This window comes from Microbacterium sp., from assembly GCF_049650565.1.
GTDB lineage: Bacteria > Actinomycetota > Actinomycetes > Actinomycetales > Microbacteriaceae > Microbacterium.
In genome coordinates this window covers 17,190-42,345 of sequence record NZ_JBASAK010000038.1, presented here as the reverse complement: position 1 = coordinate 42,345, position 25,156 = coordinate 17,190, and the positions used below count along the sequence as shown (strand labels likewise).

25 protein-coding genes are annotated in these 25,156 nt (G+C 69.4%); 10 read left to right on the top strand and 15 right to left on the bottom strand.

The features are described 5' to 3' along the window. Positions 1 to 47: 47 nt before the first annotated feature. The 3 genes from WA967_RS06435 to WA967_RS06425 all read right to left on the bottom strand — a co-directional run bounded on the left by WA967_RS06435 (position 48) and on the right by WA967_RS06425 (position 3,829). Positions 48 to 1,367, bottom strand: a complete 1,320-nt coding sequence (locus tag WA967_RS06435; protein ID WP_424420212.1) for a hypothetical protein — start codon at positions 1,365 to 1,367, stop codon at positions 48 to 50. A gap of 87 nt (positions 1,368 to 1,454) precedes the next feature. Continuing rightward, positions 1,455 to 2,471, bottom strand: coding sequence for a hypothetical protein (locus tag WA967_RS06430; RefSeq protein ID WP_424420210.1), 1,017 nt, complete (start codon positions 2,469 to 2,471; stop codon positions 1,455 to 1,457). A gap of 413 nt (positions 2,472 to 2,884) precedes the next feature. Next, complete coding sequence (locus WA967_RS06425; protein WP_424420208.1) at positions 2,885 to 3,829, bottom strand: hypothetical protein; 945 nt, start codon at positions 3,827 to 3,829, stop codon at positions 2,885 to 2,887. Between the two features lie 382 nt (positions 3,830 to 4,211). Between WA967_RS06425 and dnaB the strand changes: the two genes are divergently transcribed. Next, positions 4,212 to 6,908, top strand: a complete 2,697-nt coding sequence (gene dnaB / locus WA967_RS06420; protein WP_424420206.1) for a replicative DNA helicase — start codon at positions 4,212 to 4,214, stop codon at positions 6,906 to 6,908. A gap of 291 nt (positions 6,909 to 7,199) precedes the next feature. On the opposite strand, the gene WA967_RS06415 is transcribed toward dnaB, so the two are convergent. Both WA967_RS06415 and WA967_RS06410 read right to left on the bottom strand, forming a co-directional pair. Beyond that, positions 7,200 to 7,952 carry an SDR family oxidoreductase gene (locus WA967_RS06415; protein ID WP_424420204.1) on the bottom strand — a complete coding sequence of 251 codons (753 nt, stop codon included), beginning with the start codon at positions 7,950 to 7,952 and terminating at the stop codon, positions 7,200 to 7,202. Positions 7,953 to 7,995: 43 nt separating this feature from the next. Beyond that, positions 7,996 to 8,751, bottom strand: coding sequence for an SDR family oxidoreductase (locus tag WA967_RS06410; RefSeq protein ID WP_424420202.1), 756 nt, complete (start codon positions 8,749 to 8,751; stop codon positions 7,996 to 7,998). 223 nt (positions 8,752 to 8,974) lie between these two features. On the opposite strand from WA967_RS06410, the gene WA967_RS06405 reads away from it, so the two are divergent. Then, positions 8,975 to 9,874 (top strand): RNA polymerase sigma-70 factor, encoded by a 900-nt coding sequence (locus tag WA967_RS06405; RefSeq protein ID WP_424420200.1) that lies wholly within the window; start codon positions 8,975 to 8,977, stop codon positions 9,872 to 9,874. 47 nt (positions 9,875 to 9,921) lie between these two features. Next, positions 9,922 to 10,290, top strand: a complete 369-nt coding sequence (locus WA967_RS06400) for a hypothetical protein (protein ID WP_424420198.1) — start codon at positions 9,922 to 9,924, stop codon at positions 10,288 to 10,290. Between the two features lie 184 nt (positions 10,291 to 10,474). On the opposite strand, the gene WA967_RS06395 is transcribed toward WA967_RS06400, so the two are convergent. Beyond that, entirely contained in the window at positions 10,475 to 11,248 is a 774-nt protein-coding gene (locus tag WA967_RS06395) for an alpha/beta fold hydrolase (RefSeq protein WP_424420197.1), read from the bottom strand. 280 nt (positions 11,249 to 11,528) lie between these two features. Further along, the gene (locus WA967_RS06390; RefSeq protein WP_424420195.1) at positions 11,529 to 12,149 is read right to left on the bottom strand and encodes a TetR/AcrR family transcriptional regulator; all 621 of its coding nucleotides are present in this window, start codon (positions 12,147 to 12,149) and stop codon (positions 11,529 to 11,531) included. Between the two features lie 70 nt (positions 12,150 to 12,219). Here WA967_RS06390 and WA967_RS06385 point away from each other — a divergent pair, with 70 nt between their 5' ends. After that, a complete protein-coding gene (locus WA967_RS06385) occupies positions 12,220 to 13,524 on the top strand; it encodes an MFS transporter (RefSeq protein ID WP_424420193.1) in 1,305 nt (434 codons plus the stop codon). On the opposite strand, the gene WA967_RS06380 is transcribed toward WA967_RS06385, so the two are convergent. After that, positions 13,514 to 13,897, bottom strand: a complete 384-nt coding sequence (locus WA967_RS06380; protein ID WP_424420192.1) for a cupredoxin domain-containing protein — start codon at positions 13,895 to 13,897, stop codon at positions 13,514 to 13,516. The two genes, WA967_RS06385 and WA967_RS06380, sit on opposite strands and share 11 nt — an antisense overlap. 138 nt (positions 13,898 to 14,035) lie before the next feature. Between WA967_RS06380 and WA967_RS06375 the strand changes: the two genes are divergently transcribed. Further along, positions 14,036 to 14,278: a hypothetical protein gene (locus WA967_RS06375; RefSeq protein WP_424420190.1), complete on the top strand. Its 243-nt coding sequence runs from the start codon at positions 14,036 to 14,038 to the stop codon at positions 14,276 to 14,278. A gap of 25 nt (positions 14,279 to 14,303) precedes the next feature. Here WA967_RS06375 and WA967_RS06370 read toward each other — a convergent pair whose 3' ends face one another. Together WA967_RS06370 and WA967_RS06365 are read right to left on the bottom strand one after the other, a co-directional pair. Then, on the bottom strand, positions 14,304 to 14,990 hold the full coding sequence (locus WA967_RS06370) for a DUF4328 domain-containing protein (protein ID WP_424420188.1): 687 nt from the start codon (positions 14,988 to 14,990) through the stop codon (positions 14,304 to 14,306). A 110-nt stretch (positions 14,991 to 15,100) separates the two neighbouring features. Then, complete coding sequence (locus WA967_RS06365) at positions 15,101 to 15,760, bottom strand: histidine phosphatase family protein (protein WP_424420186.1); 660 nt, start codon at positions 15,758 to 15,760, stop codon at positions 15,101 to 15,103. 101 nt (positions 15,761 to 15,861) lie between these two features. Here WA967_RS06365 and WA967_RS06360 point away from each other — a divergent pair, with 101 nt between their 5' ends. After that, positions 15,862 to 16,794, top strand: a complete 933-nt coding sequence (locus WA967_RS06360; protein WP_424420184.1) for a VOC family protein — start codon at positions 15,862 to 15,864, stop codon at positions 16,792 to 16,794. Between the two features lie 81 nt (positions 16,795 to 16,875). Here WA967_RS06360 and WA967_RS06355 read toward each other — a convergent pair whose 3' ends face one another. Continuing rightward, complete coding sequence (locus tag WA967_RS06355; protein WP_424420182.1) at positions 16,876 to 17,370, bottom strand: MarR family winged helix-turn-helix transcriptional regulator; 495 nt, start codon at positions 17,368 to 17,370, stop codon at positions 16,876 to 16,878. Between the two features lie 86 nt (positions 17,371 to 17,456). Between WA967_RS06355 and WA967_RS06350 the strand changes: the two genes are divergently transcribed. Further along, entirely contained in the window at positions 17,457 to 18,032 is a 576-nt protein-coding gene (locus WA967_RS06350; RefSeq protein WP_424420180.1) for an NADPH-dependent F420 reductase, read from the top strand. 67 nt (positions 18,033 to 18,099) lie between these two features. Here the strand turns inward: WA967_RS06350 and WA967_RS06345 are convergent, their stop codons facing one another. After that, positions 18,100 to 19,014 (bottom strand): J domain-containing protein, encoded by a 915-nt coding sequence (locus WA967_RS06345; protein WP_424420178.1) that lies wholly within the window; start codon positions 19,012 to 19,014, stop codon positions 18,100 to 18,102. A 45-nt stretch (positions 19,015 to 19,059) separates the two neighbouring features. Between WA967_RS06345 and WA967_RS06340 the strand changes: the two genes are divergently transcribed. Continuing rightward, positions 19,060 to 19,239, top strand: coding sequence for a hypothetical protein (locus WA967_RS06340; protein ID WP_424420176.1), 180 nt, complete (start codon positions 19,060 to 19,062; stop codon positions 19,237 to 19,239). A gap of 49 nt (positions 19,240 to 19,288) precedes the next feature. Here the strand turns inward: WA967_RS06340 and WA967_RS06335 are convergent, their stop codons facing one another. After that, positions 19,289 to 20,083: an alpha/beta fold hydrolase gene (locus WA967_RS06335; protein ID WP_424420174.1), complete on the bottom strand. Its 795-nt coding sequence runs from the start codon at positions 20,081 to 20,083 to the stop codon at positions 19,289 to 19,291. 150 nt (positions 20,084 to 20,233) lie between these two features. On the opposite strand from WA967_RS06335, the gene WA967_RS06330 reads away from it, so the two are divergent. Both WA967_RS06330 and WA967_RS06325 read left to right on the top strand, forming a co-directional pair. After that, positions 20,234 to 21,733 (top strand): MATE family efflux transporter, encoded by a 1,500-nt coding sequence (locus WA967_RS06330; protein WP_424420172.1) that lies wholly within the window; start codon positions 20,234 to 20,236, stop codon positions 21,731 to 21,733. Between the two features lie 137 nt (positions 21,734 to 21,870). Further along, the gene (locus tag WA967_RS06325; RefSeq protein WP_424420171.1) at positions 21,871 to 22,302 is read left to right on the top strand and encodes a hypothetical protein; all 432 of its coding nucleotides are present in this window, start codon (positions 21,871 to 21,873) and stop codon (positions 22,300 to 22,302) included. Between the two features lie 15 nt (positions 22,303 to 22,317). Here WA967_RS06325 and WA967_RS06320 read toward each other — a convergent pair whose 3' ends face one another. Both WA967_RS06320 and WA967_RS06315 read right to left on the bottom strand, forming a co-directional pair. Beyond that, entirely contained in the window at positions 22,318 to 23,367 is a 1,050-nt protein-coding gene (locus tag WA967_RS06320; protein ID WP_424420169.1) for an NAD(P)-dependent alcohol dehydrogenase, read from the bottom strand. A gap of 42 nt (positions 23,368 to 23,409) precedes the next feature. Beyond that, entirely contained in the window at positions 23,410 to 25,137 is a 1,728-nt protein-coding gene (locus tag WA967_RS06315; protein WP_424420167.1) for an AMP-binding protein, read from the bottom strand. Between the last annotated feature and the right edge of the window lie 19 nt (positions 25,138 to 25,156).

Sequence of the window (25,156 nt, the reverse complement as noted above, 5' to 3'; positions counted from 1 at the left end):
CCCCGGCAGCGCGCGACTGAGGGATCGGGCGCTGCGCTGACTGACGCTCAGGCCACCTGAGGCCGTCGCGTCAGCCAGAACCCCCCAGCCAGCATCAGCAGGGCGATGGCTGCGAACAGCGGCGCCTCGCCGCTTCCTCCGGTCGAGGCGAGGACGCGGGTGCTCGCTGCCTGTGCCGTGCTCGTGTGGGTCACGGATGCCAGCTGCGGGGTGGGTTCGGGAGTAGTTCCGGGCGTGGTGCCCGGGTCGGTTCCGGGGTCGGTTCCGGGGTCGGTGCCGGGGTCGGTTCCGGGGTCGGTGCCCGGGTCAGTGCCCGGGTCAGTGCCCGGAATGGTGTCGGTAACGGTCGCATCGCCGACGATGCCGATGGCGTTGCCGCCGATCGTGAGAGGCGCGGAGATCGGCGCCAGCACCTGCGTGCCTCCGAGGATGCCACCCAGACCATCGGTGACGACTGCCAGCGGATCGGTGGCGGCAGGTGCGGTGGTTCCGGCGATCCCCGTGCTGGTCACGGTGGAGTCGCCGAGGATGCCGATGGCGTTGCCGGTGGCCGTGATCGGTGCGGTGATGGGTGCCACGACCTGGGTGCCGCTGGCCACGCCATCCGCGCCATCGGTGGTGGCGGGTGTCACGGGGGTGGCGGTGCCGGATGCCGTGGTTCCCGTGCTGGTCACGGTGGAGTCGCCGAGGACGCCGATGGCGTTGCCGGTGGCCGTGATCGGTGCGGTGATGGGTGCGGTGACCTGGGTGCCGCTGGCCACGCCATTCGCGCCATCGGTGGTGGCGGGTGTCGCGGCGGCCGGGGACGACCCGGGTGCGGCGGTTGATGTCGTCGTGGCGGCGGTGTCGCCGAGGACGCCCACCGAGTTGCCGACGATGCTGATCGGCGCGTGGACGGCGATCAATCCCTGGGTACCCGAGAGCAGTCCGTCGACGCCCGTGGTCTGCACGACCGGCGCCGGTGCAGGTGCTGCAGCCGGAGCCGGCGCGGTCGCCGGAGCGGATGCCACCTGCGAAGTGCCGGCCACGGCCAGCGCGACGTTCCGCACCGTCACTGGTGCGTTGACCGTGACGACGGCCTGGGTGCCGCTCGCCGCACCATTGCTGCCAGAGGTCGTCGCCGCGGCGGGTGCGGGAGCCGGGGCAGGGGCGGGCGCCGGTGCGGAATGCGCCACCGAGGTGCCGAGCAGCGAGACGGCGTTGCCGACGATGCTGATCGGCGCGTCGAGTGCGGCCACCGCCTGGGTCCCGGACGCGACGCTGTCTGTGCCGCTGGTCTCGGCCGCGTTGGCGGCCGTCGCGCCGAGGAGCGTGATGCCCCCGGCGATCAGCGTGCCCCACAAGGCGCGCTTGATGAAGGTATTCATGATGCAACTCCTGACTGATGAATGGGTCTTGGATCGCTGCGTCAGCAGCGTCGTTCGCCACCGTGCATGACGATGGCAGGACCCGTATCAGTCAGGAGATACGTCGAAGGAAGCGATGGGCGATGACGGCAGTGCGTCGTCGCCGCCGGAGAATCCGCCGGCCTGCGGCGACGCAGGCAGGACGAGTGCGTCATTGAGCGCGGCAGCGGATCCGGCACTCCCGCCACTGGAGGACCCGGAGGAGGATGCCGGCGCTGTGGCCGAGCCGAGATCAGGCAACGTGCGCGGTGTGGCCGGGTTCGTCGGCGAGACGGCGGCATCCGCTGCATTCGAGGGGGCGCTGTTCTGCGCGCCGGAGAGGAACGACATCCAGGACTGCAGGTGCCCCATGGCGTCCTGCGGCGGAATCGCGCCGAGTGGACCCTCATTCGAGAGCGCAGCCGCTCCGGCCTCGCCGAGCGGAGATCCGCCCTCCGGTGAAGTCGCGGGGGACGAGGGCGAGGAGTCTGCGGGTGCGGTCGGATCCAGCGCGCCGATGACCGGCGGGAGGATCGTCTCGGCGCCTTCAGCAACATCCGCGACAGTGCTGTCGAGGCCGCCGATGACGCTGCGGACGATGTCGGTGGCGCCGAGATCGCCGATGACGGGCAGCTGATCGATCGCGCCGAGTACCGGATCGGTGATCGCGGAGACCGGCTGCTGGTGCAGGATCTCGGTCACCGGAGCGGTGACGCTCTGTGCGGCGTCCGCGACGCGAGTGGTGACGGACTTGATCACCGGGCCCGCCACGGGAACCTTCGCTGCCGTGTCGGCAACCGCCGTGACGACAGCCGGAGCCGTCTTCGCGACGGGCTGCGCGACGGCCTTGACGGCGGGCTCGACGACCTTCTGCACCACGGGTGCGGCCTTCTGCACCACCGGCGCGACCACGTGCACGACGGGATCGGTGACGCTGGTGACCGTCGAGCTGACGAGCGAGGTGATCGAAGACAGCGGGTTGGTGGGCGGCTGATCGTCGGCGTGCGCCGCTGATCCGCCGAAGAACAGGTTCAGGGCGGCCCAGGAAAGCGCGCAAACGGCACTCCACAGAATCACCGCACGCATGCGGCTCTGGGATGCGTTCTCGTACACGCCCAGCCTCCCCCTCAGAAAGCCATGCCACGAGCGCGCCACCGCGCCCGTCAGGCCAAATGTAGGCCGATAAGGGGAAACTGTCCAGTCTGTGGTGAAAAGAAGGGCGGGTGTCTCGCATGAGGGTGCGAGACACCCGCCGGGGGAGTGGCGGCTCTGAAGGCTGCTCTTCTCCCGGTGGGCGGCGCAGCGGAGAGGGGATTCCGCATCGCCGCCGGAGACGACGGATGCCGTGCCGGGATGCTGGGGACATCACTGTGGCACGGGCTGCTGTCGTCCCACCACCGGCGGCGACGGACCTTCCCCCGAAGGCGTGCGCGGCACCGATGGAGTCTGTGGGGTGCGACGAGGTCGCGTACAGCTCGGTCGGAGTGATGGGCCCGCTGCTAGTCGGGGAACGACTCGGTGCTGTCGACGGGGCCGGCCGGCGGTACTTCATCCGGGTGCAGGGCCTGCTCGGAGCGCAGCCCCGACGGTGTCGGCGGCATCGCCGCGGCCGACGCCTCGAGGGCGAGGATCGATCCAGCCCCCGAGCTCTGCGCGGCTGTCGAGAGAGGGTGGCTGCTGGTGTGCTGCGCCGGAACCGGTGCGGGCGGCTGGACCGGAGCCTGCGCCGCAGGGGAGGGCTGCGGAGCTGCGGATGGCGGTTGCGTCACCGTGGTCGCGACGGCGAAGGTCGTTCGCGGTGTCGTGTGCGAGACCTTGTTCGCCTGAGCTGTCTTGTTCGCCTGAGCCGTCTTGGGGGCCAGCGGCTGCGTGTGCATCTGATGCTGACCGTGCCACCCGCGGTCCTCGCGGTGCGAATCACCGACGCCCGCCCTGTGATTCCTGTCGACGTGGGCGCCGGCCTTCTCGGCGAAGCGCTGCGGCGCGGCCTTGACGGCCTTGAGGGCGTTCATGCTCTTGGGTGCGGTGGTGTTCCGGGCATCCGCTCCGACGTCGCCCTTGCCCGGCTTCTGTGCGGCAGGTGCCGGGACTGGGACTGCCTGAGCGGTCTTGACGGCAATCTTGCGCGCGGGCTGCACGGCGCTGGAGGGAGCCGGAGTCGTGGCGGCAGGGGCCTGGTGCCCGCGGTTCGCCTGGTGCCCGGGGTTCGTGCCGCCGTTCCCTCGGTTCGCCTTCTGCTGGCCGTGACCCTGACCGGGGTGGCCCTGACCCGCAGCCGCCTTCGTCGACGTGGGGGCCGATGCCGCGACATGAGTGGCAGGAGCCTGGGATGCGGATGCCGGGGAGCCGCTCAGCATCATGCTCAACGCGGCCCAGAAGATCACGCCGACACCGACCAGCAGCCACATCGCCGTGCTGCGGTTCTGAACCGGCAGAGCCCGCACGCGTTTCCCTTCCCCATGTGATCACGCGGTATACCGCATGACGCGAACGTTGCGACGATACCCTGTCCTGCGCTCGATGTCCATCCCGCGGGGAACGCTTCCCGGATGCGGCCCAGGGGCGGTCCTGTCCCCAGAGTTCTGCACATGGCCGCGGCGCGCCGTCAACCTTAAATCTTTCCTTGAAGTCGAAATGATCCACAGGTGTGCACAGACGAATATTGCAGGTCATACGGTGTTTTCAACGCGAAATCGAATGCTGTCCACCGAGTTGTCCACAGGTGTTCTGCACAGACACTCCCGAGTTGTTCGCAGACTGTCCACAGAGTTATCCACAGGGTGTGTTGCGTGGGGATAACGCGGCTCCTACGGTGGGGGAGACCGGATGTCGGAGCCCCGTGATTCGCTGGTGCCAAGCGGGCGGGGAACAGCCCCGGTCGTGTGGTCGGCGAACCGTCAAGGGACGGCGCCGACGGGGGAGGAGCACGGATTGTCGATCGCCGATATCTCTGACGAGCGCCTGGGCGGGTCACGCCCCGCTGAGCGGACCCCTCCGCACGATCTGCTCGCCGAGCAGAGCGCGCTGGGCGGCATGCTGCTGTCGAAGGACGCCGTCGCGGACGTGATCGAGAGCCTCAAGGGCGCCGACTTCTACGTGCCCAAGCACGAGCTCATCTTCGAGGCGATCCTGTCGCTGTACTCGCACGGCGAGCCCACCGACGTGGTGGCGGTCACCGACGAGCTGATCAAGACCGGCGAGCTGGGACGTGCCGGCGGCGCGGACTACCTGCACACACTGACCTCCATCGTGCCGACGGCGGCCAACGCCGGCTACTACGCGAGCATCGTCTCGGAGCGCGCCATCCTGCGCCGCCTGGTCGACGCCGGCACGCGCATCGTGCAGCTCGGCTACGCGGGTGAAGGCGATGCCACCGACATCGTCAACAGCGCGCAGGCCGAGATCTACTCGGTCACCGGTTCCGAGACCGCCGAGGATTACGTGCCGCTCACGGTGGCCGTCGACGCGGCCGTCGAGGAGATCGAGGCCGCGAACGGCCGGGACGGCTCGATGACCGGCATCCCGACCGGCTTCCGCGAGCTCGACGAGCTGACCAACGGCCTGCACGGCGGGCAGATGATCGTCGTCGCCGCCAGGCCTGCCATGGGTAAAGCCCTTGCCCTGGACACACTGCTCCCGACCCCGACGGGCTGGACGACGATGGGCGAGGTGAAGGTCGGCGACGAGCTGTTCGACGCCGAGGGACGTCCCACTCGGGTCGTGGCCGCCACAGAGGTGATGCTGGATCGGCCGTGCTACGAGATTGAATTCTCCGACGGGTCGAGGATCGTCGCCGATGCACAGCACCAGTGGGCCACGGAGACCAGGGCGACGCGCAGGTCTCCGGCCGGTGGCACCGTCACGGTCACCACCGAGCAGATGCTCGAGACACTCACCGTCGGCGCCGATGAACGGGCCAATCACTCGATCCGCAATGCCGCGCCGCTGCGTGCGGCGGATGCGGAGCTGCCGATCCCGCCGTACGCGCTCGGAGCCTGGCTCGGTGACGGTCACAGTGCGGGGGCACGGATGACCAGTGAGACGGATGAGATCCCCGGACTCATCGCCAGTGATGGCCTCCGCGTCGAGTCACGCGGAAACATGCTGTACGCGATCAAGGTGCCCGCCCGGGCTCTGCTGGTCAGGCACTGCGAGGTGTGCGGCGCGGAGTTCGTCGCGCGGCATCCGCATGTCCGCACCTGTGGGCGCACCTGCGGTCCGAAGAACAAAGGTGCCCATCCCGAGCGCATGACGTGCCCCGATTGCGGGCGCGCATACTCCGGAGAGGCGCAGCGCTGCGACGCCTGCCATCGGGATCACGGGTCGTTCACCGCGCTGCTTCGCAACCTCGGTGTGCTCGGCGACAAGCATGTGCCGGCGCTGTATCTGCGTGCCTCAGCGCAGCAGCGGCGAGAGCTGCTCGCGGGCCTGATGGACACCGATGGCACCGTCGTGCGGGGTGTCGGCTCCTGCCAGTTCGCGGTGACGAACAAGCGGCTGGCGGACAGCGTGTACGAGCTCGTCGTCAGCCTCGGCTACAAGTGCGGGCGCACGACCAAGCGTGTGCACGGCCGCTCGGAGGCGACGTCGACCTGCCACATCCTGAACTTCTCCACCACCGAGGACGTGTTCCGCTTGGAGCGCAAGCGCGTGCTTCATGAGCAGGAGCGCCCGGTCAGCTCGGCACGGATCGGCCGCCGGTATGTGAAGGCCATCCGGCCGATCGCCAGTGTTCCCGTGCGCTGCGTGCAGGTCGACAACCCCGATCACCTGTACCTGGCCGGTGAGTCGATGATCCCGACGCACAACTCCACGCTCGCCCTGGACTTCGCCCGCTCAGCATCCATCGGTCACAACGAGCCATCGATCTTCTTCTCGCTCGAGATGGGCAAGAGCGAGATCGCGATGCGGCTGCTCAGCGCCGAGGGCGCCATCCCGCTGCAGAACATGCGCAAGGGCACGCTCGACCCGCGCGACTGGACCACCGTCGCGGCCACGCGCGGGCGCATCAACGACGCGCCGCTGTACATCGACGACAGCCCGAACATGACCCTGGTCGAGATCCGCGCGAAGTGCCGTCGGCTCAAGCAGCGGGCGGGCCTGAAGATGGTGATCATCGACTACCTGCAGCTGATGACCAGCGGCAAGCGCGTCGAGTCTCGCCAGCAGGAGGTCTCGGAGTTCTCGCGTGCGTTGAAGCTGTTGGCCAAGGAGCTGCAGGTGCCCGTGGTGGCGCTGAGCCAGCTGAACCGCGGTCCCGAGCAGCGGCAGGACAAGAAGCCGGCCATCAGCGACCTGCGCGAGTCCGGATCGATCGAGCAGGACGCCGACATGGTGATCCTGCTGCACCGTGATTCCGTCTACGACAAGGACGTGCGCCCTGGCGAGGCCGACCTCATCGTCGCCAAGCACCGCAATGGCCCGACCGCCACCATCAACGTCGCCTTCCAGGGCCATTACTCGCGCTTCGCCGACATGGCACCGGGCGACTTCAACGGCGGTGGAGGCGGCGGCTTCAACTGAGCCCCCGGGGGAGCGCTACGGCGAAGCCGTGCCCTTCGCTGTCACCCTGGCCGTGCTGCTGGCCGCGCCGCCGGTGTTCCAGACAGGGCTGGCCGCGGGCGCGCCCTGGGGCGGTTCGCGTGGGCGGCCAGCATCGAGTGCGGCCGCGCTGCCGCGCGGGCTTCGCGTCGGAAGCGCGATAGCAGTCAGCGTCTCAGTCCCGGTTGGTCACGTAGTCCTGCTCCGGGCGGAACGCGAGACGCCGATGCGGGGTGCACCGCGAAAGCAGGCCCCGCACCGACGTCACCCGGGTCACGCGCTGCGGTGATCCTCGCTCCGCAGCCACTGCTCGAAATCGATCCGTGCCACAGTGGCATCCGCTCCGCCGCGCAGCGAACCCGAGGCCAGTCCGCGGCCGTACGCGCCGGGCAGCCGTGCCTCGATGACCCGCCGGCGGATTCCGTCGAACGCCAGCTGCGTGCGGGCGAGATCGACGAGATCCTCATCGCGCGGCCCGATGAGGTCGGTGCTGCGGCCGCGAGGCCCCGTCTCCGCCGCCCGCACGAGATGCGCGCCCACCTCCCGTGCGGCGACCGGTCGGATGTGTGCCCGCGGGATGAGCGCGAGGGGTCCTGGTGTGCCCGCCAGGAGTTGGCCGACGAACTCGTGGAACTGCGCCGCGCGCACGATCGTGAACGGGACGTCGCCCGCCCTGACTGCACGCTCCTGCGCCAGCTTGCCGGCGTAGTACGACGCGTCGATGTGGTCGATCCCCACGATCGAGAGGGCGATGTGGTGGCCGACGCCCGCTCGCTTCTCTGCCGCGAGCATGCGGCGGGTGCCTGTCTCGAAGAAGGTCCGAGCCCGCTTCGCGGAGAGCGAAGTCAGGTTCGTCACGTCGATCACGGCATCCGCGCCGACTAGGGCCGCATCCAGTCCCTCTCCGGTCTGCACGTCCGCGCCCGACCGGCGGGAGAGCACGACGACGTCGTGTCCGGCGTCGCGCGCGGCGTTCACGGTATGCCTGCCCACCGTGCCGGTGCCACCGGCGACCACGATCCTCATCAGGCTCCTTCCGACGTCGTGAACTCCCGGCTCACGCGTGCCCTCACTTGCGCGGAGGGTTGAGCGGCAGCCACTCCTCGAGCGTGGTCTCGAAGATCTGCGCGCCCCTGACGGGGATGAGGGTGTGCTCTTCGATGTGCGCGCCATAATACGTCGCATCGTCGTCGCGGACCACCGTGCGCGGGTCCTTGCGGAACGCGAGCGCGCGGCGGGCGAACTCGTCCATGCCGAAGGTCTCGGGGCCGGCGATCTCGATGTCGCCCTGCGGCGCACCCGCCGCCGCACGTGCGACGGCCGTGGCGACGTCCTCGGCCGCGATCGGCTGGATGAGAGCACCCGGCAGGCGCACGATGTCGCCCTCGGTGGAGATGTCGGCGATGCTGCCGACGAACTCGAAGAACTGCGTGGCGTGCACGAGGGAATACGGCCGCCCCGACTCACGGATCAGCTTCTCCTGTGCCACCTTCGCGGCGAAGTAGTCGATGTTCTGCGGACGGTTCGTGCCGACGATGGTCAGCGCGACGTGGTGGGTCACTCCTGCGGCGGTCTCCGCCCCGAGCAGGTTGCGGGTGGAGGTGGTGAAGAACTCCAGCACAGCGGTTGCCTCGAACGACGGCGAGTTCGACACGTCGACGACGGTGTCCGCGCCGGTCAGCACCTCGGCCAGCCCTTCGCCGGTCAGCGTGTTCACGCCGGTCTGGGGTGAGGCGGCGATCGCCTCGTGCCCGTGCTCGTTCAGCTTCGCGACGACCTTGGAGCCGATCAGGCCCGTGCCTCCGATGACGACGATCTTTGCCATTTCCAGCCTTTCTTTCCGTGACGCCGATGGCGGCGTCTACAGCGATGACCGTGCAGAGACCGCGGTTGTGACGAACGTGTAGAGCCGTCCGGGCGCGACGATCCGCGACACCCGTCGGAGACGCCGTCACACATCGGTGTCCTACCTGGTCTGTACTGTGTGGGCACCTGCGGCGACCCTGACGAGGGTTGCGGATCGCGCAGGGCGGGACGAAGGTGGATGCGTGGCCGCGGCGGACGAAAAGGCAGTCGAGGAACTGGAGGACGCGGTGGAGTTCTTCGCGAGCCAGCGGAGGCGGCTGTTCGGCCTCGCCTATCGGATGCTGGGAACGGTCGCCGACGCGGAGGACATCGTTCAGGAGACCTGGATCCGCTGGCAGGGAACCGACCGCTCCGGCGTGCAGGAACCGGCGGCGTTCCTCACCACGATCGCGACGAGGCTCTCGATCAACGTCCTGCAGTCGGCGCGCGCGAAGCGCGAGACGTACATCGGACCGTGGCTGCCCGAGCCCGTCAGCACTGACGACGACCCCGCGCTCGGCGCGGAGCGTGCCGAAGCGCTGCAGTTGGCGATCCTGCTCACCCTGGAGAAGCTGACGCCCACCGAGCGGGCCGCCTATATCCTGCGGGAGGCGTTCGACTACCCGTACCCGCGCATCGCCGAGGTCATCTCGTCGAGTGTGGTCAGCGCGCGCCAGCTGGTCAGCCGCGCCCGCGCGCACCTGGAGTCCGGCCGCCACACACCCGCGCGACGCTCTCAGCAGCGCCGTCTGCTCGAAGCCTTCTTGGTGGCCGCCCGCAGCGGAGACGCCCGAGAGCTGGAGCGGCTGTTCGCGGAGGACGTCGTCAGCTACACCGACGGGAACGGTGTCAGGCTCGCGGCGCGCAGACCCGTCGCCGGTCGGGCCCGGGTCGCGAAGTTCATCGCCGCGTTCTCACACCATTTCTGGAACGGGAAGTCGATCGGCTGGGTCGAGGTGAACGGCCAGCACGCCGCCGCTCTGACGGAGAACGGCGCGATCACCACCATGGTGACGCTCACAGCCACCGATGAGGGCATCGCGCAGCTGCTCTGGGTGATGAGCCCGCAGAAGCTCGGACACGTGACACCAGTCGTCGCATGACGGGCCGGCATCTTCCGGCGTGGCTGCGCCGGAGGGGTTGTGACGTCGTGCACCGAGACATCCTGCAGGCGCTGGGCGGCACGCTGGCCGCCGGCGACCCGAACGGCATGCGGGCGCTGCTGCATCACGAGGTGGAGATGGTCGTCGACACCGGCGGGGACGACGCGGTCGCGTTCCTCCCGCATGCGCCGACGAGCGGCTCGCGAAGCGGTGCCGACGCCGTGGTCTCCGGGTTGTGCGATCTGACCCCGGCCGCGGTCGGTGTCGAGACGGCCATGGTCAACGACCTGCCCGGCCTGCTGTTCGTGCGTGACGGCCTGGTCGTGGGGGTGCTCACGGCGCAGTTGCGTGACGGGCTGGTGCGCGGGATCTGGGTGGTGTGCAACCCTGCCAAGCTGGGGCACTGGAACCGGTGACGTCGTCACATCTCGAGAAACGGTCCGGCGGGGATCGCGGTGCGCACGTCGGTGACGAAGCCCGCGACGGTGAAGCCCTCAACCGGGGGATCCCCGGTTTCCGACGAGATCCTCGCGGAGGCCCGGCGAATCCTCGATCCGCAGCCCGGCGATCACGAACGCCGGTGAGCGACCGGGCCGTGGCTCAGATGCGCTGCGCCACCACGCGGGCGGTCGCCGCCGGGTCGGGCCGATGCATGATCGACTCGGGCACGATGATCAGCTCGGCGCCGGGGATCCCCTCCGCCAGACGATGGGATGCGCCGATGAGGAACGGGAAGGTCTGCTCGCCGCACAGCACGGTGACGGGGGTGCGGATCTTCAGCCGACTCGCGTCCGGCCTTCGAAGCCGCAGCGTCAGCCTCGCGTCGTAGACGGCCGACTGGGCCAGCGGAGCCAGCGCCGCCAGCTGTCCGCCGGCGCGCGCGTCTTCCACCATCTCGGCCGGCAGGCCGATCGCATCCCGCTGGAACGAGCCGATCGCCTCCTCGCGCTCACCGGCATCGACCAGCTCCTGCAGCCTGTCCGCCAGCTCCTCGCCGAACCCGTCGCCGTCGAAGTCGATCGGCGGTTCCGACAGGAACAGTGCGCCGGTCGCGACGCCGCGGCTCGCCGCGTACAGCGCGAGCACTGCTCCCGAGGAGTGCCCCAGCACGGCATCCGCGCCGCCCGCCGCGTGGATGACGGCCGCGAGATCGTCGGCCTCGTCCTCGGGCGTCGACCCCGTGCGATCGCCGCTGTCCGCCCGGCCACGCCGATCCCACGTGACCGCGCGGAATCCGGCATCCGCGAGGGCACCCGCCAGCGGCGCCGCATCGGCCGAGGTCGACAGCGCCCCGTTCACGATCACGACGGTGCGGCCGTGGCCTGCGGTGTGGAAGGAGATGCGGGTGCCGTCCGCCGACTCCATGACGCTCATCCCGACATCCAACCACCGCGAACGGCCTGTCACAACGGTGCCGTGATTCCGTCTACGACAAGGACGTGCGCACTGGCGAGGGCCGACCTCATCGTCGCCAAGCACTGCAATGGCCCGACCGCCACCATCAACGTCGCCTTCCAGGGCCGTTACTCGCGCTCAGCGGACGGGGCACCCGGCGACTTCAACGGCGCCGGACGACATCAACAGCGGCGACTTCGACGGAGGCGTTGGCGCCGAGTGAGCGATCGCGGCGTTGCGGAGACCTGCACGCCCGCGCCTAACGGTCCTGCCCGGAGGCGGCGAGTCGCTTCTCGATGGGTGCCCATCCCGCCTCGAGCACGATGAAGCCGGCGTCGAGGGCGGCCAGAGGCTGTTCGCTCTCCGCCACCATCAACTGAAGCTGCAACACGAAGCGGGAGTACATGCGGATCTCGGGGGTCGGCTCGGCGAGGTGCAACTCCTCCGCGATGACTTCGGCGAGAGCGTCTCCGTGTCGCAGCCACATCTTCGCCGCATAGTCTCGCAGGGCAGGCGTCTCGTTGAGGAAGTGGATGAACTTCCGACTCACATCCTCGCCATGCTCCTCGGCGTTCTCGGCGATCACCGCCGCGTAGAAGTCTCGGATCGCCCCGCTGATCGTGGTGCCGTGAGCGCGGTCACGGACGGCGGACACCAGTCGCTCCCGCTGCTCGTCGTCCTCGTCGAAGACCAGCGCCTCCTTCTGCGGGAAATGCGCGAACACGGTGGTCGGGGAGACGTCGGCCGCGTCGGCGATCTCGCGGATGCTGACGTTGTCGAACCCGCGCTGGAAGAACATGGTCGTCGCGACGTCGGAGATGTTCTTCCGCGTTGCCGCCTTCTTCCGCTCGCGACGCCCCATCGGCTCGGCTCCTGTCATAGGGGCAGTCTAATGCCGATTCGCTACAAAGGTGGTTTGACTATAAGACTGGTGTGAGTACAGTTATGGAATGACTTCACCCAATTCGACTGCGAGCCAGGACCGGCGCGCGTGGATCATGCTCATCGTCCTGACGATGCTGACCGTCATCGGGATGACCGTCGTTCTGCCCGTGCTGCCCTTCGTCGTGCTGCAGTACCTGTCGAATGAGAACGATCTGGCAGTCTGGGTCGGCATCCTCGAGGCGATCAACGGACTGTGCGCATTCCTCATCGCACCGTCCCTCGGCCGACTCTCCGACCGATTCGGACGGCGCCCCGTCGTGATCGTCGCAGCCTTCGGCGCCGCCCTCTCGATGATCCTGTTCGGCATCGGCGGCGCGCTGTGGATCCTCGTCGTGGCTCGCGCCGTGCAGGGCCTGACGGCCGGCGACCTGCCTGCGCTGTTCGCCTATCTTGCCGACATCACCCCGCCCGAGCAGCGCGCTAAGCGATTCGGACTGCTCGGCGCACTCTCCGGGATCGGCATGATGATCGGTCCGGCCCTCGGCGGCATGCTCGCGGCGGTGAGCCTGCAGCTGCCGATCTTCCTCACCGCCGCCGTCGAACTCGTGGTCGCGATCCTCAGCATCTTCCTGCTCCCGGAGAGCCTGAAGCCGCAGAACCGCATCGGGCACATCTCGGTGCGGGATCTGCAACCGTTCGCCGTCTTCGCTCACGCTTTCCGCCGCCGCGAGCTGCGGGGCCTGATGATCGGCTTCGGCCTGCTGGCGCTGCCGTTCGGCTTCTTCGTCAACAACTTCAGCGTGCTGGGATACGACTCGATCGGCTGGGGTCCGACCGAGATCGGCCTGCTGACCGCCCTGGTGGGCGTTGTCGACATCATCGTCCAGGGCGTACTCCTCGGAGTCCTGCTGCCACGACTGGGTGAGCGGGGCGTGATCATCAGCGGCATCGTGGCGCAGATGATCGGGTTGGCGGGTCTTGCACTGGTGGCATCGCTGACCGCCCAGCCCTGGCTTTTCGTCGTCGGCGGTCTGCTGCTGGCGGCGGGGCAGGGTGCCTCGCAGGCGGCGATGGACGGGGCGATGTCGAACGCGGTCGGCGACGACGAGCAGGGCTGGCTGGGAGGCGCCACTCAGTCGCTGAACGCGGCGATGAACACCGCCGCGCCGCTGATCGCCGCGGCTCTGTACGCCGGGCTCAGCCATGCGACGCCATACTGGCTGGGGGTGGCGATCATGCTCGTCGCCGCGGTCGTCGTGGGGCGCGCGCACATCGCGGACGCCGCCAAACCCGCGCACGCCGAGGAAGCCGGGGAGCTCGTCGGCGCTGCATCGGTCCCCGCGGAGGGGCCAGGCTCGGCTACGGTTTGAGGGCGTTGACCTTCATCACCATGCCCATCGCACGGTGGTTGCTCACCGAGCACCAGCCGTCCATGCTCTCACCGATCACGCCGACCTCGATCTTCTGGCTCTGCCCGGGGTTCAGCTGGTCGGTGCCCGTGTTGTTGGCGAGCACCAGGTCGTGCACCACCATGCCGGTGTTCTTGAAGTCGATGACCAGCTTGTTGCCGACCGGTACGTCGATGGAGTCGGGGACGAACCGCATCCCCTCCACGGTCACCGTGACCTCGGTGGTCTCACCCGTGGGGGTGACGCCGGGGGCCGACGAGCAGCCGGTGAGAACCAGCAGGGCGGCTGCGGTGACTCCCGCGAGCTTCATGAACGAACGGCGAACTGATGACACGGTGCGCTCCCGAGAGGCGAAGAACAGGACAGTACTCCCATCATCGTCCCTCCCGCACCTACGGGATTCATGACAACTGTCAGGGGCATCCGCCGACGCTGACGCTGACGCGCATGATCGTCACCAAGGAGGTGCGAGATGAGTACGCAGAGGGATTCACGGGAGCAGAACCGGGTCAGCACGATCGGACTGGTCGCTTCGTTGGTGGTCGGCATCCTATGGGTCGTCTTCGGGATGACCGGGGCCCCGCACTGGATGCTCGTGGTCAACGTGGTGCTCAGTATTCTGGTCGGCGGATGGTGGGCCTTCGGGCACCGTTTCCTCGGCGGGGGGGGGCAGGCAGCGCAACCGCAACCGGGGCTGAGCCTCGGCGAGGGCTGAGGCCGGCGGGGTGCGATGCAGCCGGTCAGCGGTGCGCGGGGTCGAGCGCTTCGGTGATGCGTCCCACCACGACCCAGGCGAGCGCGGCGGCACCGATCCACAGTGCGTTGCCGAATATCGACACGGAGAGAGCAGATGCCACCCCCTCCATGTCGGAAGCGCCCTGAAACAGCCACCGCGCGATTCCGGCGATCGCGCTCGGCGCGATCCACAGCGCCCACCACAGGCCGAGCACCCCATCGCTGAGTCTCGCACGGGCCGCTCGCGCGAGGTCCTTGATGTTCTGGAACGGGAACCACCATGCGACGATCGGGATGAACCATGAGCCGACGTGCCATCCGGGCGAGCGTCGGAGCGCGGTGGGCGTCACGGATGAGGCGGCGCGATGCTGCCAGATCAGCCAGCAGATCGCCGCCGCGATGGCCACGACGGCGCCGATGACTCCGATCGCCGTCGAGCTCGTGTCGTAGGCGCGCAGGCCCTGCAGCAACGATTCATCACCGAACATCGCTCGGAGCATCATGTCGTCCGAGGCCACGGACCTGACGCTGGCGATGCCGTATGAATCGATGACGATCGAGACGAGCGCGATCAGTGCGGAGGCGAGCATCAGCCATCGCGTGGCGGCGCCCATGCCGCGCAGCGGCTGCACCGGCACAGATGACGAGAGGGCGTCGCCGAAGGGATGAGGTGCAGGGGTGTCATGGCTCATGCGTGCTGTCCCGTCGGTCGCGTGCGGCTGTCCGAGGTGAGGCTAGCAATCGCGGCACCGGCGATGGCGCAGCATCCGTGATCTGTGGATAACTCCCGATCCCGACGCGCTCAGGACTCCGATGGCGCCAGCGGCAGTGCCGGCCCGTGGTTCCACGCGAGGATCGACGGCTGCTCGCGTGAGAAGCCCAGCACGGATGCCGACCCGGCATCCAGGGAGATGGATGCCGCGAATCGCGGCGCCTGGCGCAGGAACACCGCCGTGAGAATGCGCAGGTAGTGGCCGTGCGCGACCAGCGCCACATCGCCGTCGACCATGGCCGGCAGCACGCGCGTGAGCACCCGGGATGCCCGTGCCGCGACCTCCTCGACGGTCTCGCCAGGCGTCTGGCCGCGGATGACGCCGTGCGTGAACGCGTTCCAGTTGTAGCCGAGCTCGGCGCGGATGTCCTTGGTGGTGCGACCCTCGTATCCGCCGTAGTCCCATTCCACCAGCAGCGGGTCGATGCCGGCATCCAGACCCGCCAGCTCGGCCGTGCGCCGGGCACGCTGCAGGGGCGAGCTCAGCACCAGGCGGAAGTCGTAGCCGCGCACCAGCTCGCCGGCCGCGCTGGCCAGCTCCTCGCCATGTGCGGTGAGCGGGATGTCGGTCAGCCCGGTGTGCCGACCCGACTTCGACCACTCGGTCTCGCCGTGACGCAGCAGCACGAGCTTGCCCTGCGGGTTGTCGGGCGCGGGCCGATCGGGCAGCGGGTCGGTTGCAGCGTTCACCCCGTCACCGTACCGCGCCGCGTGCGTGGAAGCAGGGCAGGAATGGATCCCCGAATGTATTGGTTGTACATTCAACTAAGTCTGAGATCCGGGAGGAAGCGATGACGACAACCGAGACCACCGCCACGCCGGCGCCCGACCGCGTGCTCAGCGCGAGCACGGGCATGGACGCCGTTACCCTGCGCGTGGGCGACCTCGAGAAGATGACCTCGTACTACGCGAACGCGCTGGCCCTGGAGTCGATCGAGGAGCGGACCCGGGGCCGTGAGGTGCACCGCGTGCTCGGCCGCGGGCGCACCCCGATGGTGCGACTGATCGGCACACCGGACCTCCCCGCCGTCGACCCCCGCCAGGCCGGCCTCTTCCACACCGCATTCCTTTTCGACGACGCCAAGGCGCTCGCCGCCACCGTGCTGCACGCGGCGCAGGATCAGCGTGGACGGTTCACCGGATCGAGCGACCACCTCGTCAGCGAGGCGTTCTACTTCACCGACCCCGAGGGCAACGGCATCGAGCTGTACGTCGACCGCGACCGCTCGCAGTGGCAGTACGATCACGGCTCCCTGCAGATGTCCACGCTCTACCTCGACCCGAACGCCTACCTGCAGCGCAACCTCGACGAGGACACCGTGCAGAACGTCGCGCGCACCGCCGGCAAGGTCGGCCACGTGCACCTGCAGGTCGGTGACATCCCCACCGCCCGTGCGTTCTACGTCGACGCGCTCGGCTTCGAGACCACGGTCGACACCTACCCGGGTGCGCTGTTCGCCGCTGCCGGCGGCTACCACCATCACGTCGCCATGAACACCTGGAACAGCGCCGGCGCAGGGCCGCGCGCCGCGAGCCTGGGCCTCGGCGACGTCGCCATCACCGTGCCGTCGCGCGACGATCTCGACGCGCTCGCCGCACGCCTCACCCACCGCAAGCTGCAGTTCTCCGACGACGGCCGCGCGATCTCGCTCGACGACCCGTGGGGCACGCACGTGACCGTCGCGCTGCCCGGCGGCGGCGTCGAGGAGGTGCTGGCCCGATGACCCCGCACGCGATCGCATCCTGGGAGGCGCTGGCCGCGTGAGGCGCGCCACGCGCGCCCACGCCACGTCGCGCCAGCTCGCTCAGACCATCCGGCTGGCCAGCATCCGCTGCTCGGGGTCGAGGCGGGCGAGCAGAGCGGCGGTGATGTCGTGCAGCTGGCGCCGCTGCTCGGCATCCAGTGCGTCGAAGACGAACGACCGCACCGTGCGCACGTGCTCGGGTGTGGCGCGGATCACCTTGCGGTGGCCGTCGGCGGTCAGCTGCACCGTGGTGGCCCTGGCGTCATCGGGGGTGGGGATGCGCCGCACGAACCCGCGCTTCTCGAGCCGGCTGATCGCGTGCGACAGCCGCGACAGCGTGGCGTTCACGCCGGTGGCCAGCGCGGTCATGCGCATGCGCCGCCCTTCGGCGAGGGCCAGCATCGACAGCGTCGCGTAGTCGAAGTGCGTGAGCTCCTCGTCGCGCAGCAGCTGCGCGTCGATCTGATGCGGCAGCAGCTCGAGCACCGCCGTCAGCGGCGCCCAGGTGCGGCGTTCCTCGTCGGTGAATCCGCGTGGGACCTGTGCTGCGCTCATTCTCTGATCGTACGGGGAATAGTTGATGGGTCAACCAGGTTGTGCCCGATAAGAAGTTGAACAATCAACAAAAACAGGAGTGCAACATGACCACCATCACGATCTTCGGCGACGGCAACATGGGCCAGGCCATCGGCGGCGTGCTCGCCCGCGGCGGTGCCTCGATCCAGTACCTCGGCAGTGCCGACGCGCAGGCCCGCATCGAGGGCGACATCGTGGTGCTCGCCGTCCCGTACCCGGCGCTGAAGCAGATCGCGGAAGGCTTCGCCGACCAGCTCGCAGGCAAGACCGTCGTGGACATCACCAACCCGCTCGACTTCTCGACCTTCGACTCGCTCGTCGTGCCGGCCGACGGCTCGGCCGCCGCCGAGCTGCAGGCGCTGCTGCCCGAGTCGCGCGTGCTGAAGGCCTTCAACACCACGTTCGCCGCGACACTCGTCGCCGGCACCGTGGGCGGCCTGAAGACGACCGTGCTGATCGCCGGTGACGACACCGAGGCGAAGCAGTCGCTGGCCGCGGCCGTGCAGGCGGGCGGCCTGGACGCCCTCGACGCCGGCGCGCTCTCCCGTGCCCGCGAGCTCGAGGCGCTGGGCTTCCTGCAGCTGACGCTCGCCGTCTCCGAGAAGGTCGGCTGGAACGCCGGGTTCGCGGTCGCTCGCTGATCGGCATCCGATTCCTCGAACGGCCCCGCACTCCGGTGCGGGGCCGTTCTGCGTTCCAGGGGGAGCGTCAGGGCACGAGCACGCGCGCGGTCTGCGTCAACCGCGTCCGCACGTCGAACGCCTCGGTCACGCCCAGGGGCCTCGCGCCCGGGATGCCACTGCGCAGCACCGTGCGCAATGCGCTGCGCCGCACCACCGCCGCCAGCACGCCCCGCACCGACCCGAGCACGGTGACCGGCTCGTCGAGGTCGTCGTCGGGCAGGATCAGGATCGCGCCGGCGAAGCGGACACGCGAGACGCGGGACATCCTGCGGATGCGGCCGAGCAGATCCGCCACGGGGGTGCTGCCGCCCACCGCCCGGCCGATGACCTCGCCCTGCCGGAACCGCACCGTGTCGCCGAAGTCGTCCGACGCCAGCCCGTACAGGCCCGACGGCCCCAGCACCGCGTGGTCGAGCTTCTGCGCGGCATCCGCCCCCACCACCATGTCGTTCCAGGCGGTGAACCCGATGCCGAGCTCCGCGATGGCGGCGGCGGTGCTCTCCTCGGCGAGGGCCGCCGCCAGCATCCGCCTGGCCTCCCACGGCGCGTGCCGCACGACAGCGGGGTCGTACGCCTCGCGGGCGGTGACCGTACGACCGAGGTGGTCGGTGAGCATCTTCAGGTAGTTCAACCGGCGCCAGCCGCCGGCCTGCCCGTACACCTTCGTGCGGGGTCGGGTGCCCGACGCGGGAGCGGATGCCCGCGGCGCGCCCCACGAGACGTCTTCGCGCCCGCGGTCGTACGCCTCTCGAGCGGATGCCGTGCCGACGTGCTCCCACGCGTGCTGCACGCGGATGAACAGGCTCGCATCCCCGCCGGTGTCGGGATGCGTCTCGCGCAGCCGCAGACGGTACGCGCGTCGCAGGTCATCATCCGAAGCGCTCGCCGCGACGCCCAGCACCTCATAGGCGGATGCTGCCAGCGGCCCCTCGAACGTCACCCTCACACGTTAGACGGTCGCGTCGCCGCCCCGTAGGCTGAACGGATGACCAAGAGCACGATCTGGAGCATCCTGGGCGGCATCGCCGCGATCATCATCGCGTGGTGGATCGTCAGCGCGCTTTTCTCGCTGCTGTGGTTCGTCGTCAAGCTCGCCGTGGTGGCCGTCGTGGCCGTGGCGGTGTACGCCGGCATCCGCTCTCTCACCCGCCGGACGGGCGACTGACGCGACGCTTCGACAGCTCAGCGACCCGTCTTCGGAGCCCGCGCTCTGATCAGGCGCGCAGGAACTCCAGCGCCGCCTGACGGAAGTCCTTCGACCCCGGCGCGTTGAAGTGGTGCCGGCCGGGGATCTCGAAGAACGTGCCCTGCGGGGCGTACGACGCCACCGTGCGCGAGCCCTCCACCACCGGATCCTCCGAGCCCGTGGCGAACAGCACCGGCTGCTGCGGGGCATGGTCGGCCGAGATGGCGGGCGAGTCACGCTGCCCCTCGGCCAGCGCGACCAGTGCCCGCAGGTCGTTGCCCGACACGCGCTCGGCCAGGTCGACGTAGGCCTTCGTGCCCGGGTCGGTGACGGGCACTCCGTCGTCCGCGTAGCGGTACACCTGCTCGTCGGCGAACTCGTCCAGCGGGATGCCGTCGGGCACGCCGCCCAGTACGGCCCGCGGGACGCGGTCGCCGAGGTCCTGCAGCAGCTGCCAGCCCACCCGGGCGCCCAGCGAGTACCCGACGTAGAACGCCTCGTCGACGAGGAACGTCTCCATGACGGCCTCGACGTCGTGCGCCAGGCTCTTCACCGCGTACCCGGCGCCGTCGTGCGGCTTCTGGCTGGCGCCGTGGCCGCGCAGATCGATGCCGAGGATGCGGTAGCCCTCCTTCTCCAGCATCCGGGTCCACCCGGTGTGCACCCAGGTGTCGGCCGTGCTCGAGGCGAATCCGTGCACGAGCACGACGGTCGGCGCATCCAACTCACCCCACGAGTAGGCCGCGAGGGCCACGCCCTCGCCGACCTCGACGAACTGCGGAGCGGGCTGGCGGGTCAGCGAGGAGAGGATGTCGTCGGTCACACCTCCATCATGGCCCTGTGCCCGCAAGCCTGGCCGGTGGGATCCGCCGTTCCTATTCTCGAATCGATTCGATAGAGTGGGTTGCGCCGGCACCGTGACCGATCACGGGGCCGGTCGTCGTCTTCCCCGCCCCGCATCCCTGGGAACTGCATGGCCACCACCCTCATCACCGGACGCCCGTGGCGCGTCATCCTGGCCTTCTCCGTGCCGCTGCTGATCGGCAACGTCGTGCAGCAGTTGTACCAGTTCGTCGACGCCGTCGTCGTCGGCCGGCATCTGGGCGTGAACTCGCTGGCCGCTGTCGGCGCCTCGGGCAGCCTGATCTTCCTCGTGATCGGATTCGCCTGGGGCCTGGGCAGCGGCTTCGCCATCCCCACCGCACAGGCGTTCGGCGCCTCGGACGCCGGGGGCGTGCGGCGCTCGGTGGCCACCGGAACCGTGCTCACCGCTGCCACGAGCCTGATCCTCACGGTGCTCGGACCGCTGATGGCCGAGCCGCTGCTGCGGCTGCTGCAGACACCGCCGGAGCTGCTGGCCGAGTCGACCGCGTTCACGCAGGCCACTTTCATCGGCGGCAGCACGATCATGTTCTTCAATTACCTGGCTGCCATCATCCGCGCCATCGGCGACTCCACCACCCCGCTGGTGTTCCTCACCATCTCGTGCGCGATGAACGTGGGCCTGGTCATCCTGATGGTCGGCACCCTGGAGTGGGGGGTGGCGGGCGCAGCGTGGGCGACCGTGGTGGCACAGGCCGTCTCGGTGCTGCTGTGCCTGCTGTTCGTCTGGCGGCGCCTGCCGGTGCTGCACGTCCGGCGCGCAGACTGGCGCGTGACCCGTGCGGCCATGGCCGAGCACCTGCGTCTGGGACTGCCGATGGGCTTCCAGGCTTCGATCATCGCGATCGGCGCGCTCATCGTGCAGGTCGCGCTGAACACGCTGGGACCCGAGGCCGTGGCCGCCTACACTGCGGCGGCGCGCATCGACAGCCTGTCCAGTGCGCTGCTGGCCTCGCTGGGCCTGGCGGCCTCGATGTACGCCGCGCAGAACCTCGGCGCGCGTCGCCCTGACCGGGTCCGCCGCGGCACGATCCAGGCGCTGTGGATGTCGGTGATCGCCTCGCTGGCGCTGGGCGCGTTCATGATCACCCTCGGCGCACCGGTGGTGCGCGTCTTCATCGGCGACGGCGCCCCGGATGTCGTGCGCGACGCGCATCTGATGCTCATCATCAACGGCTCCACCTACACGATCCTCGGCGTGCTGTTCGTCCTGCGCGGGGTGCTGCAGGGGATCGGTCGCGTGCTGGTGCCGACGATCACCGGCGTGATCGAGCTGGTCATGCGCGCGGCGGCGGCCGTGATCATGGGCGCACTGCTGGGCTTCGGCGGCGTGGCGATGGGCAACCCGATGGCGTGGATCGGCGCGGTCACGCTGCTGATCCCGGCGTACGTGTCGGCGCACCGCGCGCTGGCGAAGATGCCCGTCGCGCCGCTGGAGACGACGCTGACGACGCCGATCCCCGTGATCGGACTCGCTGAGGGATCGATGGTGGCGGATGCCGTGTTCACGGCGCCCGTTCCCGTGGTGCGCCCGAGGCTGGGGCGGCTGCACCTTCCGCGCCGTTCGCGCAGTGCCCGGCGCACGCGCTGAGGGCCGCCGGCGTCATCCTGGAGGATGATGCCGAATCGTTCTCCTGGGGGAGAGACTTCCCTGGTCGACACGGGTAACCTGGTCGTCAGAAGCACGCAGAGTCGTGCTCATGACGGGGGGTCGTCACAATGCCCACTTTGGCCTTGACACGAGCACTGGCATCGATCTTCGTGCCGATCGGGATCACCGGAGCAGCCATCGCGCTCGTCTGCGCGCTCATCGCCGCGTTCGCGCTCGCGCGCGGCTCGGCGGGGCTCGCAGGCGGCGCGATCGGCATCTGGATCGTCGGCGCGCTGCTGAGCGCGGCCGCATCCTTCGCCAACGCGTGGGCTCCGCTGGTCACCTCGTTGGCCGCACTCGGTGCTGCTCTGCTGGTCGGCGGCCTGATGCGTGCTGCAGTCCGCGGCCTTCGGACGATGTCCGAACGCGCACCGCAGCAGGCGGCCTCGGCAGAGGCGGCTGTCGCGGAGGCCAAGGCCCCGGCGCATCCCGCAGCCAAGCCCGCCCGTCCGACCACGACCGTGCTGCCGCCGGCATCCGTCACCGACAGCATCCGCATCGCGGCCTGACGGCGCTCGCCGCGCTCAGGCGGTGAGCGTGGCGATGTCGATGACGAACCGGTAGCGGACGTCCGACGCGAGCACGCGGGCCCATGCCTCGTTGACCTGGTCCGCCGACGTGATCTCGACCTCGGGCGCGATGCCGTGCTCGGCGCAGAAGTCGAGCATCTCCTGCGTCTCGGCGATGCCGCCGATGCTCGACCCGGCGAACGACCGGCGGCCGCCGATCAGCGTGCCTGCTCGCACGGGCATCGGCTCGGACGGAGCCCCCACGTTCACGAGCGTGCCGTCCAGTGCCAGCAGGTTCAGGTAGGCGTCGACGTCGATCGTGGCGGACACCGAGTTGATGATCAGGTCGAACGAGCGGCGCAGTGCGCGCAGCGCCTGCGGGTCCTCGGTCGCGACGTAGTGGTCGGCGCCGAGGCCGAGCGCGTCGTCCTTCTTGGCGAGCGAGCGCGAGAGCACCGTGACCTCGGCGCCCAGCGCATGCGCGATCTTCACCGCCATGTGACCGAGGCCGCCGAGTCCGATGACGGCGACCCGCGTGCCGGGACCGGCATTCCAATGCCGCAGCGGCGAGTAGGTGGTGATGCCCGCGCACAGCAGTGGAGCGGCCTTCTCGAACGGGATGGCCTCCGGCACGCGCAGCACGAAGCCCTCGGTGACGACGATGGAGGTGGAGTACCCGCCCTGCGTGATGCTCCCGTCGACGTCCTCGGCGGCGTAGGTGCCGATGGCGCCGTTCAGGCAGTACTGCTGCTCTCCGGCCAGGCAGTTCGCGCACTCGCCGCAGGAGTTGACCAGGCATCCGACGCCGACCCGGTCGCCGACCGCGAACCTCGTCACGTCGGAACCGACCTCCGCGACCGTGCCGACGATCTCGTGCCCGACGGTGAGCGGGAACGGCTGCGGACCCCAGTCGCCCTGCACCGTGTGGATGTCGGAGTGGCAGATGCCCGCCCAGCGGATGTCGATGCGGACGTCGGACGGGCCGACATCCCGGCGTTCGATGGTGCCGGTGAACAGCGGACCGGTGGCAGAGGGCGCGACGATGGCGGGGATCACAGCAGACATGATTCGAGCGTAGACGGCGCGCAGCCCGTGCGGGCCGATCGCTCAGCGGTGATCGCGGTCGAAATGCTGGCCCGCGGAGTCCGCCGCCGCCGCCCGTTCCGCTTCGCGGGCCCGCAGTTCCACGCGCCGGATCTTTCCCGAGATGGTCTTGGGCAGCTCCGGCACGAACTCGATGACCCGCACCCACAGGTGCGAGGAGAGCCGCTCGCGTGCGAACGCGAAGATCTTCGCTGCGGCCGCGTGCTCGGCATCCGCTCCCGCGCCGGCATCCGGATGCAGGATGACGTACGCCTTCGGCACGTTCAGGCGCGTGGGATCGGGACTGGGGACGACCGCCGCCTCCACGACGAGATCGTGCTCCAGCAGCGCGGACTCCAGCTCGAACGGCGAGATCTTGTAGTCGGACGCCTTGAACACGTCATCCGCTCGCCCGACGTAGGTGAGGTAGCCCTCGTCGTCGCGAGCGGCGATGTCGCCGGTGTGGTGGAAGCCGCCGGCACGCGACTCGGCGGTCTTCTCGGGGTCCTCGAAGTACCCCGACATCAGACCCAGTGGCGAGTCGGACAGATCCAGCGCGATCTCGCCCTCGTGCTCGGTCACCTCGCCGGTGATGGGATCCAGCAGCACCACCGGGTAGCCCGGCAGTGCGCGGCCCATCGAGCCGTCCTTGACGACCTGCCCGGGGGAGTTGCCCACGCACGCGGTCATCTCGGTCTGCCCGTACCCGTCGCGGATCGTGGAACCCCACGCCTCGCGCACCCGGTTGATCACCTCGGGGTTCAAGGGTTCGCCGGCGCCCACCAGTTCGCGCGGCGGGTTGGCCAGCCGCGACAGGTCGGCCTGGATCAGCATCCGCCACACGGTCGGCGGCGCGCAGAACGTCGAGACGCGGTGCGTGTCCATCACCTGCATGAGGGTGTTCGCGTCGAAGCGGTCGTAGTTGTAGACGAACACCGTGGCCTCGGCCAGGAACGGCGAGTAGAAGCTCGACCAGGCGTGCTTGGCCCAACCCGGCGAGGAGATGTTCAGGTGCACGTCGTCGGGGCGCACGCCCAGCCACCACATGGTCGACAGATGTCCTACCGGGTACGACACGTGTGTGTGCTGCACGAGCTTGGGACGGCTGGTGGTGCCGCTGGTGAAGTACAGCAGGGCGGTGTCGGATGCCGGCGTCTCGCCGTCCGGCTCGAAGACGGCATCCGCCTGATACGAGTCGGCGAAGTCGTGCCAGTCATCGGTGACGTCACCCACGGCGATGCGCAGCAGCGCGGCGCCCGATTCAAGCGGGGCATCCGTGACCCGATCCGCCAGCCGACCCAGCGCGATGACCGCGCGGGCGCGACCGTGCTCGATGCGGTAGGACAGATCGGATGCCGACAGCAGCGTCGACGTGGGGATGGAGATCGCGCCGAGCTTGGTGATCGCCAGCATGATCTCCCACAGCTCGATCGTGTTGTTCATCATCACGATCACATGGTCGCCGCGGCGGATGCCGAGATCGCGCAGCCAGCTCGCGACCTGGTCGGAGCGTGCCGACAGCTCGCCATAGGACCAGTTGCGCACCGAAAGGTCGGCCGAGACGATCTGCACGGCGGGCCGGTCGGGATTCTCGCCGGCCACCACGTCGAACCACTCCAGTGCGAAGTTGAAGGTGTCCAGCCGCGGCCAGGCGAAGCCGGCGCGCGCGCCGTCGTAGTCATCGCCGTGTGCGAACAGGAAGTCGCGCAGCTCGCGGACGGCGGTGGTTGAGGCTGTGGCGGAACGTGTCATCTCGGGCTCCCTTGCTCGA